The 13,493-nt window shown below is 62.0% G+C and carries 10 protein-coding genes and 5 tRNA genes; 6 read left to right on the top strand and 9 right to left on the bottom strand.

The window, feature by feature from the left end:
• Nucleotides 1-148: 148 nt before the first annotated feature.
• Together argF and IFU31_RS18580 are read left to right on the top strand one after the other, a co-directional pair.
• Entirely contained in the window at nt 149-1,069 is a 921-nt protein-coding gene (gene argF / locus IFU31_RS18585) for an ornithine carbamoyltransferase (RefSeq protein WP_122479250.1), read from the top strand.
• A complete protein-coding gene (locus IFU31_RS18580; protein WP_192104095.1) occupies nt 1,066-2,151 on the top strand; it encodes an ABC transporter ATP-binding protein in 1,086 nt (361 codons plus the stop codon). The genes argF and IFU31_RS18580 overlap by 4 nt, the downstream gene beginning before the upstream one ends.
• Nucleotides 2,152-2,222: 71 nt before the next feature.
• On the opposite strand, the gene IFU31_RS18575 is transcribed toward IFU31_RS18580, so the two are convergent.
• From IFU31_RS18575 to uvrB, 9 genes are all read right to left on the bottom strand, one after another.
• On the bottom strand, nt 2,223-2,669 hold the full coding sequence (locus IFU31_RS18575) for an Hsp20 family protein (protein ID WP_122713242.1): 447 nt from the start codon (nt 2,667-2,669) through the stop codon (nt 2,223-2,225).
• Nucleotides 2,670-2,820: 151 nt separating this feature from the next.
• The gene (locus IFU31_RS18570; RefSeq protein ID WP_122479253.1) at nt 2,821-3,765 is read right to left on the bottom strand and encodes a tRNA dihydrouridine synthase; all 945 of its coding nucleotides are present in this window, start codon (nt 3,763-3,765) and stop codon (nt 2,821-2,823) included.
• Between the two features lie 102 nt (nt 3,766-3,867).
• Nucleotides 3,868-4,305 (bottom strand): acyl-CoA thioesterase, encoded by a 438-nt coding sequence (locus IFU31_RS18565; RefSeq protein WP_122479254.1) that lies wholly within the window; start codon nt 4,303-4,305, stop codon nt 3,868-3,870.
• Nucleotides 4,306-4,427: 122 nt separating this feature from the next.
• A tRNA-Glu gene (locus IFU31_RS18560) sits at nt 4,428-4,503 on the bottom strand.
• Between the two features lie 43 nt (nt 4,504-4,546).
• A tRNA-Ala gene (locus IFU31_RS18555) sits at nt 4,547-4,622 on the bottom strand.
• 53 nt (nt 4,623-4,675) lie between these two features.
• Nucleotides 4,676-4,751, bottom strand: a tRNA-Glu gene (locus IFU31_RS18550).
• A gap of 69 nt (nt 4,752-4,820) precedes the next feature.
• Nucleotides 4,821-4,896: transfer RNA gene (locus IFU31_RS18545), tRNA-Ala, on the bottom strand.
• A gap of 219 nt (nt 4,897-5,115) precedes the next feature.
• The gene (gene gltX / locus IFU31_RS18540) at nt 5,116-6,594 is read right to left on the bottom strand and encodes a glutamate--tRNA ligase (RefSeq protein WP_122479255.1); all 1,479 of its coding nucleotides are present in this window, start codon (nt 6,592-6,594) and stop codon (nt 5,116-5,118) included.
• A gap of 219 nt (nt 6,595-6,813) precedes the next feature.
• Nucleotides 6,814-8,829 (bottom strand): excinuclease ABC subunit UvrB, encoded by a 2,016-nt coding sequence (gene uvrB / locus IFU31_RS18535; protein WP_122479256.1) that lies wholly within the window; start codon nt 8,827-8,829, stop codon nt 6,814-6,816.
• 288 nt (nt 8,830-9,117) lie between these two features.
• On the opposite strand from uvrB, the gene IFU31_RS18530 reads away from it, so the two are divergent.
• The 4 genes from IFU31_RS18530 to IFU31_RS18515 all read left to right on the top strand — a co-directional run bounded on the left by IFU31_RS18530 (nt 9,118) and on the right by IFU31_RS18515 (nt 13,311).
• Complete coding sequence (locus tag IFU31_RS18530; protein ID WP_192104093.1) at nt 9,118-10,314, top strand: amino acid aminotransferase; 1,197 nt, start codon at nt 9,118-9,120, stop codon at nt 10,312-10,314.
• Nucleotides 10,315-10,374: 60 nt separating this feature from the next.
• Nucleotides 10,375-10,450 (top strand) — tRNA-Asn (locus IFU31_RS18525).
• 144 nt (nt 10,451-10,594) lie between these two features.
• Nucleotides 10,595-11,605 carry a ligase-associated DNA damage response exonuclease gene (locus IFU31_RS18520; RefSeq protein WP_192104091.1) on the top strand — a complete coding sequence of 337 codons (1,011 nt, stop codon included), beginning with the start codon at nt 10,595-10,597 and terminating at the stop codon, nt 11,603-11,605.
• Nucleotides 11,602-13,311: an ATP-dependent DNA ligase gene (locus tag IFU31_RS18515; RefSeq protein ID WP_122479259.1), complete on the top strand. Its 1,710-nt coding sequence runs from the start codon at nt 11,602-11,604 to the stop codon at nt 13,309-13,311. The genes IFU31_RS18520 and IFU31_RS18515 overlap by 4 nt, the downstream gene beginning before the upstream one ends.
• The last annotated feature ends 182 nt before the right edge of the window (nt 13,312-13,493 follow it).

Here is a 13,493-nt window from a genome sequence, read left to right as displayed (position 1 = left end):
GTGGCTGTTGGTAAAAGGCGACAGTTCCTTATAGGATGGCGCCTTCCCTTATTTCGTCGCCCCGTGCGGCTTTCGCCGCAGGTCTCACTCGTTTTTCCGAAAAACCTGTTTTCGAGTACCTGCGGTCCGTGGCAAAAGGTAGTCAATGATGAGCGCAAGGCACTTTCTCTCCCTTATGGATTGCACGCCCGAAGAGCTAATCAGCATCATTCGTCGAGGCATCGAGCTCAAGGACCTGCGCCAGCGCAGCGTGCTTTTCGAACCCTTGAAGAACCGCGTACTGGGCATGATCTTCGAGAAATCGTCGACGCGTACCCGCCTGTCCTTCGAAGCCGGCATGATCCAGCTCGGCGGCCAGGCGATTTTCCTGTCCCCGCGCGATACACAGCTGGGCCGTGGCGAGTCCATCGGCGACTGTGCCATCGTCATGTCGCGCATGCTCGATGCGGTGATGATCCGCACCTACGCCCACCAGACACTGACCGAGTTCGCCGCCAATTCGCGGGTACCGGTGATCAACGGCCTGTCCGATGACCTGCATCCGTGCCAGTTGCTTGCCGACATGCAGACGTTCCTGGAACACCGTGGTGCCATTCAAGGCAAGACAGTGGCCTGGATCGGCGATGGCAACAACATGTGCCACAGCTATATAGAAGCGGCCATCCAGTTCGACTTCCAACTGCGCATTGCCTGCCCGGAGGGCTTCGAGCCCGACCCTCGTTTCCTCGCCATGGCGCCGGACCGCGTCAGCGTGGTCCGCGATCCGCGCGAAGCCGTACGTGGCGCGCATCTGGTCAGCACCGACGTCTGGACCTCCATGGGCCAGGAAGAAGAAACCGCCCGCCGCCTGAAGCTTTTCAAGCCCTATCAGGTCAACCGCGAGCTGCTCGACCTTGCCGCCGACGACGCGTTGTTCATGCATTGCCTGCCTGCACATCGCGGCGAGGAAATCAGCCACGACGTACTCGACGACCCTCGCGCCGTGGCCTGGGACCAGGCCGAGAACCGCCTGCATGCGCAGAAAGCGTTGCTGGAATTTCTGGTCGCTCCAGGGTATCGCCCTGAATGAGCACCGCACTGCTGCTCGAACTGCGCAACCTGGCCTGCGGCTATGGCGCCCAACGCGTGGTGCAGAACCTCAATCTGCACCTTAATGCCGGCGATATCGGTTGCCTGCTTGGTTCCTCCGGATGCGGCAAGACCACGACCCTGCGCGCCATCGCCGGTTTCGAGCCGGTTCATGAAGGCGAGATCACGCTCGATGGCGAAATCATTTCCAAGGCCGGGCACACCCTGGCCCCGGAGAAACGTCGGATCGGCATGGTCTTTCAGGACTACGCGCTGTTTCCCCACCTGACCGTGGCCCAGAACATCGCCTTCGGCATTCGCAAGCACCCGCGTCAGGCACAGGTCATCGGCGACATGCTCGAACTGGTCAACCTGGGTGGCCTGGATGCGCGCTATCCCCATGAATTGTCGGGTGGCCAGCAACAGCGTGTCGCGCTGGCCCGAGCACTGGCGCCGGAGCCGCAGCTGCTGTTGCTGGACGAACCCTTCTCCAACCTTGACGTCGAGCTGCGCCGTCGCTTGAGTCACGAAGTGCGGGACATTCTCAAGCGCCGCGGTACCAGCGCGATCCTGGTCACCCATGATCAGGAAGAAGCCTTCGCCGTCAGCGATCATGTGGGCGTATTCAAGGAGGGTCGGCTGGAGCAGTGGGATACGCCGTACAACCTGTACCATGAACCCGCTACGCCGTTCGTGGCCAGCTTCATCGGCCAGGGCTATTTCATACGTGGTCAACTGCTGGATCCGGAGACGGTGGGTACCGAGCTGGGTGTTCTGCGTGGCAACCGCGCCTATACATGGCCTGCCGGTAGCGCCGTCGATCTGCTGCTGCGTCCCGACGACATCGTGCACGCGCCCGACAGCTTGCTCAAGGCACGCATCGTCGGCAAGAGCTTCCAGGGCGCCGCTACCCTGTATCGCCTGCAGCTACCGACCGGCAGCCAACTTGAAGCCGTATTCCCCAGTCACCTGGACTATCAGCCAGGGGCCGAAGTTGGTATTCAGGTCGCCGCCGACCATCTGGTGTTGTTTCCTGCAGCAGGCAGTGTGCCGGTGCTGGCCGACACGCGCCGACAGGCCTGACAACCCGGAGAAATTTCAGCCAATAAAAAAGGGCGCCCCACCAGGCGCCCTTTCTTCTACGGCTTCAAGCGTTACTGCAGACGAGTCTGCGCGGATCCATTGATGGGAATCCGCTTGGCCTTGGCCTCTTCAGGCACGACACGCAGCAGGTCGATATTGAGCAGCCCGTTGTTCAACGCTGCGGCCTTGACCTCGATATGGTCGGCCAGGCGGAACGATAGCTTGAACGCGCGCTGGGCGATGCCCTGGTGCAGGTAGGTCACTGCACTGGTATCGGCGTCGCGCTTGCCACCACTGACGGTCAGTACGCCCTTCTCGACCTGCAGCTCCAGGTCTTCTTCCTGGAAGCCTGCGGCAGCGATGACGATCCGGTACTGATCATCGGCATGCTTTTCGACATTGTAGGGTGGGTAGCTGCTGGCCGACTCGTTGCGTGCGGCAGACTCGAACAGGTCATTGAACCGATCAAAGCCCACGGAGTGGCGGAACAGCGGAGCAAGGGAAAATGCAGTAGCCATGTGTTTCTCCTGAATTTCAGCGAGTGGTTGTCTCCGCGACCCGAATTCGGCATCGCGTAACCCATAGATAGGGACCACCCAAGGGCTTTCAAGAGTTCGCACGAAAAAATTGTAACGGCGCAGCCATTTTTTCGTGCGGTAAGGCGGCCCGCTAGCCCGGCTGCAGCAGCCGTTCCACGGCGTCACAATCCTGCTCGCGACGCACGAGGGTGAACAGCTCGGTCGCTTCGGGGTAGGTGCGGGTCAGCATGGCCAGCCACTGCTTGAGTCGGCCCGGTGCCTGGCGTGGTGTCAGTTGCGCACGGGCCTGGCGCCAGAATTCGCGGATCAATGGCAGCAGCTCGGACCAGGTCATGTCAGGCAGCTCGATGCCTTGCCGGGCCGCGACGATCTGCCGAGCCAGGTCGGGCCTGGACACCAGGCCACGACCGAGCATGAAGTCTTGCGCGCCACTGACCTCGCGGCAGCGCCGCCAGTCGGCCACGGTCCAGATGTCGCCGTTGGCATAGACCGGCACCTTCACCACGTCCTGCACCTTGGCGACCCACTCCCAGTGCGCAGGCGGCTTGTAGCCATCGACCTTGGTCCGCGCGTGCACCACCAGCACATCCGCCCCGCCCTCGGCCAAGGCCGTGGCGCATTCGATGGCGCTGTCCGGGGTATCGAAACCCAGGCGCATCTTGGCCGTCACGGGAATGTGCGCAGGGACGGTGGCGCGCACTTCGCGCAGGATGCGGTGGAGCAACTCGGGCTCCTTGAGCAGCACCGCGCCGCCACGGGACTTGTTCACCGTCTTGGCCGGGCAGCCGAAATTCAGATCGATCACGGGCGCGCCGAGGGTGCAGGCGAACGCAGCGTTGTCGGCGAGGGCCGAGGGGTCGGAGCCAAGCAGTTGCACGCGCAGCGGCACCCCGGCACGGGTCTTCGCACCGGTAAGCAGCTCGGGGCCGAACTTGTGATAGTAGGCGGCGGTGAGCACGCGCTCGTTGACGCGGATGAACTCAGTGACGCACCAGTCGATGCCGCCGACCTGGGTGAGGACGTCGCGCAGGATATCGTCGACCAACCCTTCCATGGGCGCCAAAGCTAATTGCATGGGGTAGTTCTCGGGCAGAGGCGTGAAAGGGAGCGGATTCTAGCAGAAAGCCTGCACATCGACGGCAGCGCTGCTACCCGATGGTGCCAAGAATTGATGGCTCTAGGGCTCGATGGCTATCGCCGAGCCGTACCCTTCCAGAAACTGCGGCGGCATGCGTTTGGGCTTGCCGCTGGACAGCTCGATGCACACGAAGGTAGTGCGGGCCCGCAGCAGCACCGCACCATCGCGCGGACGCAGCAGCTGGAATTGGCGTGTCATTTTCAGGCGGCGGTCCCAGTCGAGGATCCAGGTACCCAGGTGCAGCTCATCGCCTTCGTGGGCACTGGCCAGGTAGTCGATCTCATGGCGCACCACGGCCATGGCGCGATCCAACTGGCGGTAGGTTGCCAGATCCAGACCCAGGTGCTGCGAGTGCTGCCAGGCACAGCGCTCGAGCCAGGTCACGTAGACTGCGTTGTTGGCATGCCCGAGGCCGTCGATGTCGTCGGACTGGACCTGGAGCTGGATAACGAAGGGGGTGGGCCGATCCCAGTTCATGGGCGCTCCTGAAGAATTGGGCGGTGGCGATTCAGGAATGGGCGATTATTGCGAGGGCAGAAAAACAAAAGGCTCATTCAATAATCGAATGAGCCTTATAAGTCCCGCAGAGCGGGTAATCGTGGCGTCCCCTAGGGGACTCGAACCCCTGTTACCGCCGTGAAAGGGCGGTGTCCTAGGCCACTAGACGAAGGGGACGCAAAACCTTCAGTCAAGCCCGCTGTTGCGGACTCCGGCAAATTGGTGGAGCTAAACGGGATCGAACCGTTGACCTCTTGCATGCCATGCAAGCGCTCTCCCAGCTGAGCTATAGCCCCGAATTTATCGCCCTGCGGCGGAATGCCGACTTCACTCGGCATTTCTGTACAACTGGCGTCCCCTAGGGGACTCGAACCCCTGTTACCGCCGTGAAAGGGCGGTGTCCTAGGCCACTAGACGAAGGGGACATACCTTCTACCAAGATCAGTCTGGAACTGATCGGCTCGTCGTCAGCACGTGACATCGAACCTGGAATTTGGTGGAGCTAAACGGGATCGAACCGTTGACCTCTTGCATGCCATGCAAGCGCTCTCCCAGCTGAGCTATAGCCCCAAACAGTGTGTTGCTGTGTGGACGGGGCGCATATTAAGACGACCTCGCCAGGGTGTCAAACTTATTTTCAGAATTATTTTGAAGTTTTTTATCGCGATTACAGGGACTTACCGGTTTTGCTGGGTTTGGGCGAGGAGCGACGCGGCTTGCGCCGCTGCTACAGGGGGCGTTTGTAGCAGCGGTGCGAGCTGCGTCATTTGGGGTGGCGAATAGCTGCGGTCAGGCGATTGCAGCCAGGAGCTTCTCCCACTCCTTGTTTTCTTTCTTGGAGACGCCGCCGAGCAGGTCGAGGGCCTGGCGCAAGCGGAAACGGGTCAGGTCCGGGCCGAGGATTTCCATGGCATCCAGAACCGACACCGAGCTGGCTTGCCCGGTGATTGCGGCGAACATCAGCGGCATGGCGTCGCGCAGTTTCAAACCAAGCGACTCGACCACGGCCTGGATGGTCGCGGTGATGCGTTCCTTGTCCCACTGGCGCAGGCTTTCCAGCTTCCACAGGATCAACTGCATCAGCTGCCGCACCTGGTCCGCAGAGAGTTTCTTGCTTTCGAACAGGCGCGCGTCCAGCTGCAGCCCGCCGGCGAAGAAGAAGCCACCCAGCGGAACGATCTGACTGAAGGTTTCCACCCTGCCCTGCACGTGGGGAGCGATCTTCATCATGTAGTCAGGGTTGAAAGCCCACTGTTGTACCCGTGCGGCGAACTGTTCCACCGGCAGCTCGCGCAACCACTGGCCGTTGAGCCACGAGAGCTTCTCGATATCGAAGATCGGACCGCCCAGGGATACACGGGAAAGATCGAAGTGCTCGACCATTTCAGCCAGGGAGAACTTTTCGCGCTCGTCGGGCATCGACCAGCCCATGCGGCCCAGGTAGTTGAGCATGGCTTCAGGCATGAAACCCATGCGCTCGTAGAACGTGACCGAGGTCGGATTCTTGCGCTTGGACAGCTTGCTCTTGTCAGGATTGCGCAGCAGCGGCATGTAGCACAGTGCCGGTTGCTCCCAGCCGAAGTATTCGTAGAGCTTCATCAGTTTGGGCGCCGAGGGCAGCCATTCTTCACCGCGCAGCACGTGGGTGATGCCCATCAGGTGGTCATCGACCACGTTGGCCAGGAAGTAGGTGGGCAGACCGTCGGTTTTCATCAGGACCTGCATGTCCATGCGGTCCCACGGGATTTCGACATCGCCGCGCAGCATGTCCGGGACCACGCAGACGCCCTCGGTAGGGACCTTCATGCGGATGACGTGGGGCTCGCCTGCTGCCAGGCGACGCTGGACTTCCTCGGCCGATAGCAACAGGGCACGACCGTCGTAGCGCGGGGTTTCGCCCCGGGCGGTTTGTTCGGCGCGCATCTGGTCGAGTTCTTCGGCCGTGCAGAAGCAGGGGAACGCGTGACCCATGTCGACCAGTTGCTGGGCGTACTGCTTGTAGATGTCGCCCCGCTCGCTTTGCCGGTAAGGGCCGTGAGGGCCGCCTACGTCCGGGCCTTCGCTCCACTCGATGCCCAGCCAGCGCAGGGCGTCGAAGATCTGCTGCTCGGACTCGCGGGTGGAGCGCAACTGGTCGGTGTCTTCGATGCGCAGGATGAATTCGCCGCCATGCTGTTTGGCAAAGCAATAGTTGAACAGGGCGATGTAGGCCGTGCCGACATGGGGGTCGCCGGTGGGCGATGGGGCGATACGCGTACGAACGGTCATGAAGAGTCTCGAGCAGGTTGAATCGAAACGCCGATGTTAGCAGGGCTTGGGGGCAAGGCTCCAGAATCGTGTGGCGACGGGCATGGGTGCTTGGCTAGGAACGCAGTGCGGCCTTCGCGGGCAGAGGGCTAGGCCGCCCGCCCCGCTCCCACATGGGGGCGGGCTGGGTGACGCTTTTCTGTGGGAGCGAGTTCTACCCGCGAAGGGGGCGACGCGGTGTCAGACCTTGAGCAGGCGCTCGCGCAGCTTGCCGATTTCGTCGCGCATCTGTGCTGCCGCTTCGAACTCCAGGTCCCGCGCCAGCTGGTACATCTTCTCTTCCAGCTGCTTGATGCGCTTGGTGATCTCGCTCGGCGAGCGCAGCTCGTTCTCGTAGCGTGCGTTCTCCTCGGCAGCCTTGGCCATGCCCTTGCGCTTCTTGCTGCGCGAGCCGGGCACGGTGGCGCCTTCCATGATGTCGGCGACATCTTTGATCACGCCCTTGGGCACGATGCCATTGGCCTCGTTGAAGGCGATCTGCTTCTCGCGACGGCGCTCGGTTTCGCCGATGGCACGCTCCATCGAACCGGTCATGCGATCGGCATACAAAATGGCACGCCCATTGAGATTTCGCGCGGCACGGCCAATGGTCTGGATCAGCGAGCGGTCGGAGCGCAGGAAACCTTCCTTGTCGGCATCCAGAATCGCCACCAGCGAGACCTCGGGCATGTCCAGGCCTTCGCGCAGCAGGTTGATCCCCACGATCACGTCGAACGCGCCCAGGCGCAGGTCGCGAATGATCTCCACCCGCTCCACGGTGTCGATGTCCGAGTGCAGGTAGCGCACGCGCACGTCATGGTCGGCCAGGTAATCGGTAAGGTCTTCGGCCATGCGCTTGGTCAGCACGGTAACCAGAATGCGATCGTCGGTTGCGACGCGCTTGCGGATCTCGGACAACAAGTCATCCACCTGGGTCAGCGCCGGCCGCACTTCCACCTGCGGATCGACCAGGCCGGTCGGGCGCACCACCTGTTCGATGATGCGCCCCGCGTGCTCGGCCTCGTAGTTGCCGGGGGTAGCAGAGACGAAAATGGTCTGCGGGCTCACCCCTTCCCACTCGTCGAAACGCATCGGCCGGTTATCCAGCGCCGATGGCAGGCGAAAGCCGTACTCGACCAGGGTTTCCTTGCGCGAGCGGTCGCCCTTGTACATCGCCCCGACCTGCGGAACGCTGACATGGGACTCGTCGATCACCAGCAGGGCGTCGGCTGGCAGATAATCGTACAAGGTGGGCGGAGCGGCGCCCGAAGGGCGGCCGGAGAGGTAGCGCGAATAGTTTTCGATGCCGTTGCAATAGCCCAGCTCGAGGATCATTTCGAGATCGAAGCGGGTCCGTTGCTCCAGCCGCTGGGCTTCAACCAGCTTGTTCTTGTCGCGAAAGTAGTCCAGGCGCTCCTTGAGCTCTTCCTTGATGCCTTCCACGGCGCCGAGCAGGGTCTCGCGCGGAGTAACGTAGTGGCTCTTGGGGTAGAAGGTGAAGCGCGGCAGTTTGCGCGTGACCTCGCCGGTCAGCGGGTCGAACGCGGCGATGTTCTCGACCTCGTCATCGAACAGCTCGATACGGATGGCTTCAAGATCGGATTCGGCCGGGAACACGTCGATCACGTCGCCGCGCACACGGAACGTAGCGCGGGCGAAGTCCATTTCGTTGCGGGTGTATTGCAGGTCGGCCAGACGGCGCAGCAGCGCGCGCTGGTCGAGCTTGTCGCCGCGGTCCACGTGCAGGACCATTTTCAGATAGGTTTCAGGGCTGCCCAGGCCGTAGATGCACGATACCGTGGTGACGATGATGGCGTCCTTGCGCTCGAGCAGTGCCTTGGTGGCGGACAGGCGCATCTGCTCGATGTGATCGTTGATCGAGGAATCCTTCTCGATGAAGGTGTCCGACGACGGCACGTAGGCTTCGGGCTGATAGTAGTCGTAATAGGAGACGAAATACTCGACGGCGTTGTTCGGGAAAAACGCCTTGAACTCGCCGTACAGCTGAGCTGCCAGGGTCTTGTTGGGCGCCAGCACCAGTGTCGGACGCTGAACCTGGGCAATCACGTTGGCAATGCTGAACGTCTTGCCCGATCCGGTTACCCCCAGCAATGTCTGGTGCGCCAGCCCTGCCTCGATACCCTCCACCATCAGGCGAATGGCTTCCGGCTGATCGCCAGCAGGCTCGAAACGGGTAACGAGTTGGAACTCGGACATGCCACACCTCATGAGTCGCACCAGCCGGACATTTTCCGACTGTATTTATAGACAGTACTTAACCCTAGTTTGCGCCTGTTCCTACGAGTTTCAAGGGCAAGGCCCAAGACCTCCGGTAAACGCGGGACCAATGGTCGAAAATAAATCGGCAAAAACAGGTAAAACCAGGTGCAACCTGTCGCCCCGTCAGCCAAGCGTCTTTATACTGACATCCCACTCGTGCACCGCTTCGCGCAGCATGGATGAAGCGTGCACCCTTCCTTACTCCCGATCAGAGCTACGGTAAAAATGAGCCTGTTTTCCGCTGTCGAATTGGCACCCCGCGATCCTATCCTGGGCCTCAACGAAGCATTCAACGCCGACACCCGCACCGACAAGGTGAACTTGGGTGTGGGCGTGTACTGCAACGAAGAGGGGCGAATTCCCCTGCTGCGCGCGGTGATCGAAGCCGAAGCGCAGCGCGTTGCACAGCACGCGGCCCGTGGCTATCTGCCCATTGATGGCATCGCTGCCTACGACAAGGCCGTACAGACCTTGATATTCGGTGCCCAGTCGCCCCTGCTGACAGCAGGCCGCGTCGTGACCACCCAAGCCGTCGGTGGCACCGGTGCGTTGAAGATCGGCGCCGACTTCCTCAAGCAACTGTCGCCCGATGCGGTCGTCGCGATCAGTGATCCCAGCTGGGAAAACCACCGTGCGCTGTTCGAAGCTGCAGGCTTCGGCGTCCGCAACTACCGTTACTATGATGCGACCAGCAACGACGTGAACCGTTCAGGCATGCTCGAAGACCTCGACGCCCTGCCCGCAGGCTCCATCGTTGTGCTGCACGCATGCTGCCACAACCCCACCGGGGTCGACCTCAACGCGGCGGACTGGGTCAACGTGTTGGATGTGGTCAAGCGCAAGGGCCACGTGCCGTTCCTCGACATGGCTTATCAGGGCTTTGGCGACGGCATCGAGGAAGACGCGGCGGCCGTGCGCCTGTTCGCCGAGTCGGGCTTGAGCTTCTTCGTTTCCAGTTCGTTTTCCAAGTCGTTCTCGCTGTATGGGGAGCGGGTGGGTGCGCTGTCGATCGTCACCCAGTCGAGCGACGAGCGCGCGCGCGTGCTGTCGCAGATCAAGCGGGTCATTCGTACCAACTACTCCAACCCGCCGACCCATGGCGCGATGATCGTCGCCAACGTGCTCAACAGCCCCGAACTGCGAGCCATGTGGGAAGCCGAGCTGGGCGAGATGCGCCAGCGCATTCGCGGCATGCGCCTGCAAATGGTCGAGGGCCTGGCTGCCCAGGGCGCCAACCGTGACTTCACCTTCGTCGCTCGCCAGGCGGGGATGTTTTCGTATTCCGGGCTGAGCGCCGAGCAGGTCGGTCGCCTGCGCAGCGAGTTCGGCATCTACGCGCTGGATACCGGGCGCATCTGCGTGGCCGCCTTGAACCAAAGCAATATCGACGGCGTGGTCAAGGCCATCGTCAAGGTGCTGTAACAACCTTGCTAAGGGGAAAGCTTGACTTCCCCTTAGCAATCAGTAACATACGCAGCAGATTCCGCGATAGCTCAGTTGGTAGAGCAAATGACTGTTAATCATTGGGTCCCTGGTTCGAGTCCAGGTCGTGGAGCCAGATTCTGAAACAAGCCCCTCATCGCAGGGGCTTTTTCATGCCTGCGTCACGGGCCACGCGCAGCGCTCGTCAAGGCGTATGCCTTCGAACTTTCCCCTGCCCCACCCCCTCAAAACAACACACCCATTACCTGGCCGACCTGCCATGGATCTTGTCGTCGCTCGTCCCGAAGGTCTGTATTGCACCGCCGGGGATTTCTATATCGATCCATGGAAGCCCGTCGAGCGCGCGGTGATCACCCATGGTCACGGCGACCACGCGCACACGGGCAACCAACACTACCTGGCCGCAGCACCCGGCGAAGGCATCCTGCGCACTCGCCTGGGCCAGGAGATAAATCTGCAATTGCTCGAGTACGGCGAAGTCCTGCAGCACAACGGTGTGACCCTGAGTTTCCATCCTGCCGGACACGTCCTGGGCTCGGCCCAGGTCCGCCTGGAATACAAAGGTGAGGTGTGGGTAGCCTCGGGCGACTACAAGGTCGAGCCAGACGGTACGTGCGCGCCCTTCGAGCCGGTGCGCTGCCACACCTTCATCACCGAATCGACCTTCGGCCTGCCGATCTATCGCTGGCAGCCGCAAGCGGAGATCTTCGAGGAAGTGAACCAGTGGTGGCGAGCCAACGCCGAGCAAGGCAAGGCCAGCGTGTTGTTCGCCTACGCCTTCGGTAAGGCCCAGCGCTTGCTGCACGGCATCGACGCCAGCATCGGACCGATTCTAGCCCACGGCTCGGTCGAACCGCTGAACCGCGTCTACCGCGATGCCGGTGTCTATATTCCGGAAACCCAATACGCCGGGGACTTCAAGAAAACCGACCCGGCACTGCGCAACGCGTTGATCATCGCCCCGCCCTCGGCCGGGGGCAGTATCTGGATGCGCCGCTTTGGTGAGTACAGCGACGCCTTCGCCAGTGGCTGGATGCGTCTGCGCGGCACCCGCCGCCGCCGTGGTGTGGATCGAGGCTTCGTGCTGTCCGACCACGCCGACTGGCCAGGCCTGCTGTGGGCCATCGAGCAGACCGGAGCCGAGCGGGTCATGGTCACCCACGGCTCGGTAGAGGTGCTGGTGCGCTATCTGCGCGACATCGGCCTGGACGCACAGGGGTTCACCACTGAGTACGGCAATGAAGAGGAACCTCAGGAGGTCGCGTCTTGAAAGCTTTCGCGCAGTTGTATGCCAATCTCGACGAAACCACCTCGACCAATGCCAAGCGCCAGTTTCTGGAAGATTACTTCCGTCAGGCGCAACCGGCCGATGCTGCCTGGGCGGTGTACTTCCTTTCCGGTGGCCGTCCACGGCAGCTGGTGCCGACCAAGATCCTGCGCGAGCTGGCGATCAAACTGGCGAACGTGCCCGAGTGGCTGTTCGAAGAAAGCTATCAAGCCGTAGGTGACCTGGCCGAGACCTTCTCGCTGTTGCTGCCCGAAGCTGAGCAAAGCAGCGACGAAGGCCTGGCCTGGTGGCTGGAAAACGCCCTGTTGCCCCTGCGCGGGCTGCCGCCCGAGGAGCTCCACGCGCGCTTGCCGCCGCTGTGGGCGCAGCTGGATCGGGCCAGCTTGATGCTGTGCCTGAAGCTGATCACCGGCAGCTTTCGCGTCGGTGTGTCGAAGCTGTTGGTCACCCGCGCGCTGGCGCAGATGGCCGGTATCGACAGCAAGCGCGTCGCCCAGCGCCTGGTGGGCTACACCGATCTGTCGCACCGTCCGGTCGCCGAAAGTTACCTCAAGCTCATCGCCCAGGAATCGGCGGACGAACATGCCCAACGGGGTGGCCAGCCCTACCCGTTTTTCCTCGCCCACTCCCTGCAGCAACCGGTCGATCAGTTCGACACCTTGCTGGGCCCCAGCAGCGACTGGCAGGTGGAATGGAAGTGGGATGGGATTCGCGCCCAGCTGGTCAAGCGCGAGGGGCGCTTGTGGATCTGGTCGCGCGGCGAGGAACTGGTATCGGATCGCTTCCCGGAGCTGCACTCACTGACCGCGAGCCTGCCTGACGGTACGGTCATCGACGGTGAGATCGTGGTCTGGAAAACCCCGCCAGCAACCGATGTGGCACCTGAACATTTCAGCCTGGACGAGTCATCGAGTGCGTCGGCCGATGCACCCGCCGTGCAGCCGTTCGCCCTGCTGCAGCAGCGCATCGGCCGTAAAACCTTGAGCAAGAAAATCCTTGAAGAGATTCCGGTGGTGGTGCTCGCCTACGATCTGCTCGAATGGGCAGGGGAAGACTGGCGCAACCGCCCGCAGCACGAACGTCGCACGCGGATGGAACAGGTCATCGCGCAGGCCGCCGACCCCGTGCTGCGCCCCTCGCCGGTATTGACCGGCGACGATTGGCAAGACCTCGGCCGACAGCGCGAAGCGTCGCGCGCGCTGGGTGTGGAAGGCATGATGCTCAAGGCCCGCGATTCGCTGTATGGCGTCGGCCGCACCAAGGACATGGGCACCTGGTGGAAATGGAAGGTCGACCCGTTCAGCGTCGACGCGGTATTGATCTATGCCCAGGCCGGCCACGGGCGCCGGGCAAGCCTGTACAGCGATTACACGTTCGCCGTGTGGGATGGCCCACCGGAAGCGTCCGAGCGAACGCTGGTGCCGTTCGCCAAGGCCTATTCCGGATTGACCGATGAAGAAATGCGCAAGGTCGACGCGATCGTTCGCAAGACCACCGTGGAGAAGTTCGGCCCGGTGCGCAGCGTGACCCCGACGCTGGTCTTCGAATTGGGCTTCGAGGGCATTGCCTTGTCCAAGCGCCACAAAAGCGGTATTGCGGTGCGCTTCCCACGCATGTTGCGCTGGCGCCACGATAAACCGGTGGCAGAAGCGGACAGTCTGGCGACCCTGCAGGACCTGTTGGCCTGACCCTTCTGAATGCACCGTCGAGGTGCATTTTTTTGCCGTGGATTATTTCTGGGCATTGCTGTACCAATGACGCGCAGCGCGGACATCCAGCCTGACTCGGGCCATGGCAAAACTTGCTGCCACGCGACACAACCTTGCTCAGAGCGGTCTGCACTGGGACTATGGTGCGGAAATTGCTATCA

It is taken from the genome of Pseudomonas sp. CFBP 13602, from assembly GCF_014842725.1.
Taxonomy (GTDB): domain Bacteria; phylum Pseudomonadota; class Gammaproteobacteria; order Pseudomonadales; family Pseudomonadaceae; genus Aquipseudomonas; species Aquipseudomonas baltica.
The sequence above is the reverse complement of the archived record's forward strand: the minus strand, read 5'-3'. Positions and strand labels throughout refer to the sequence as shown.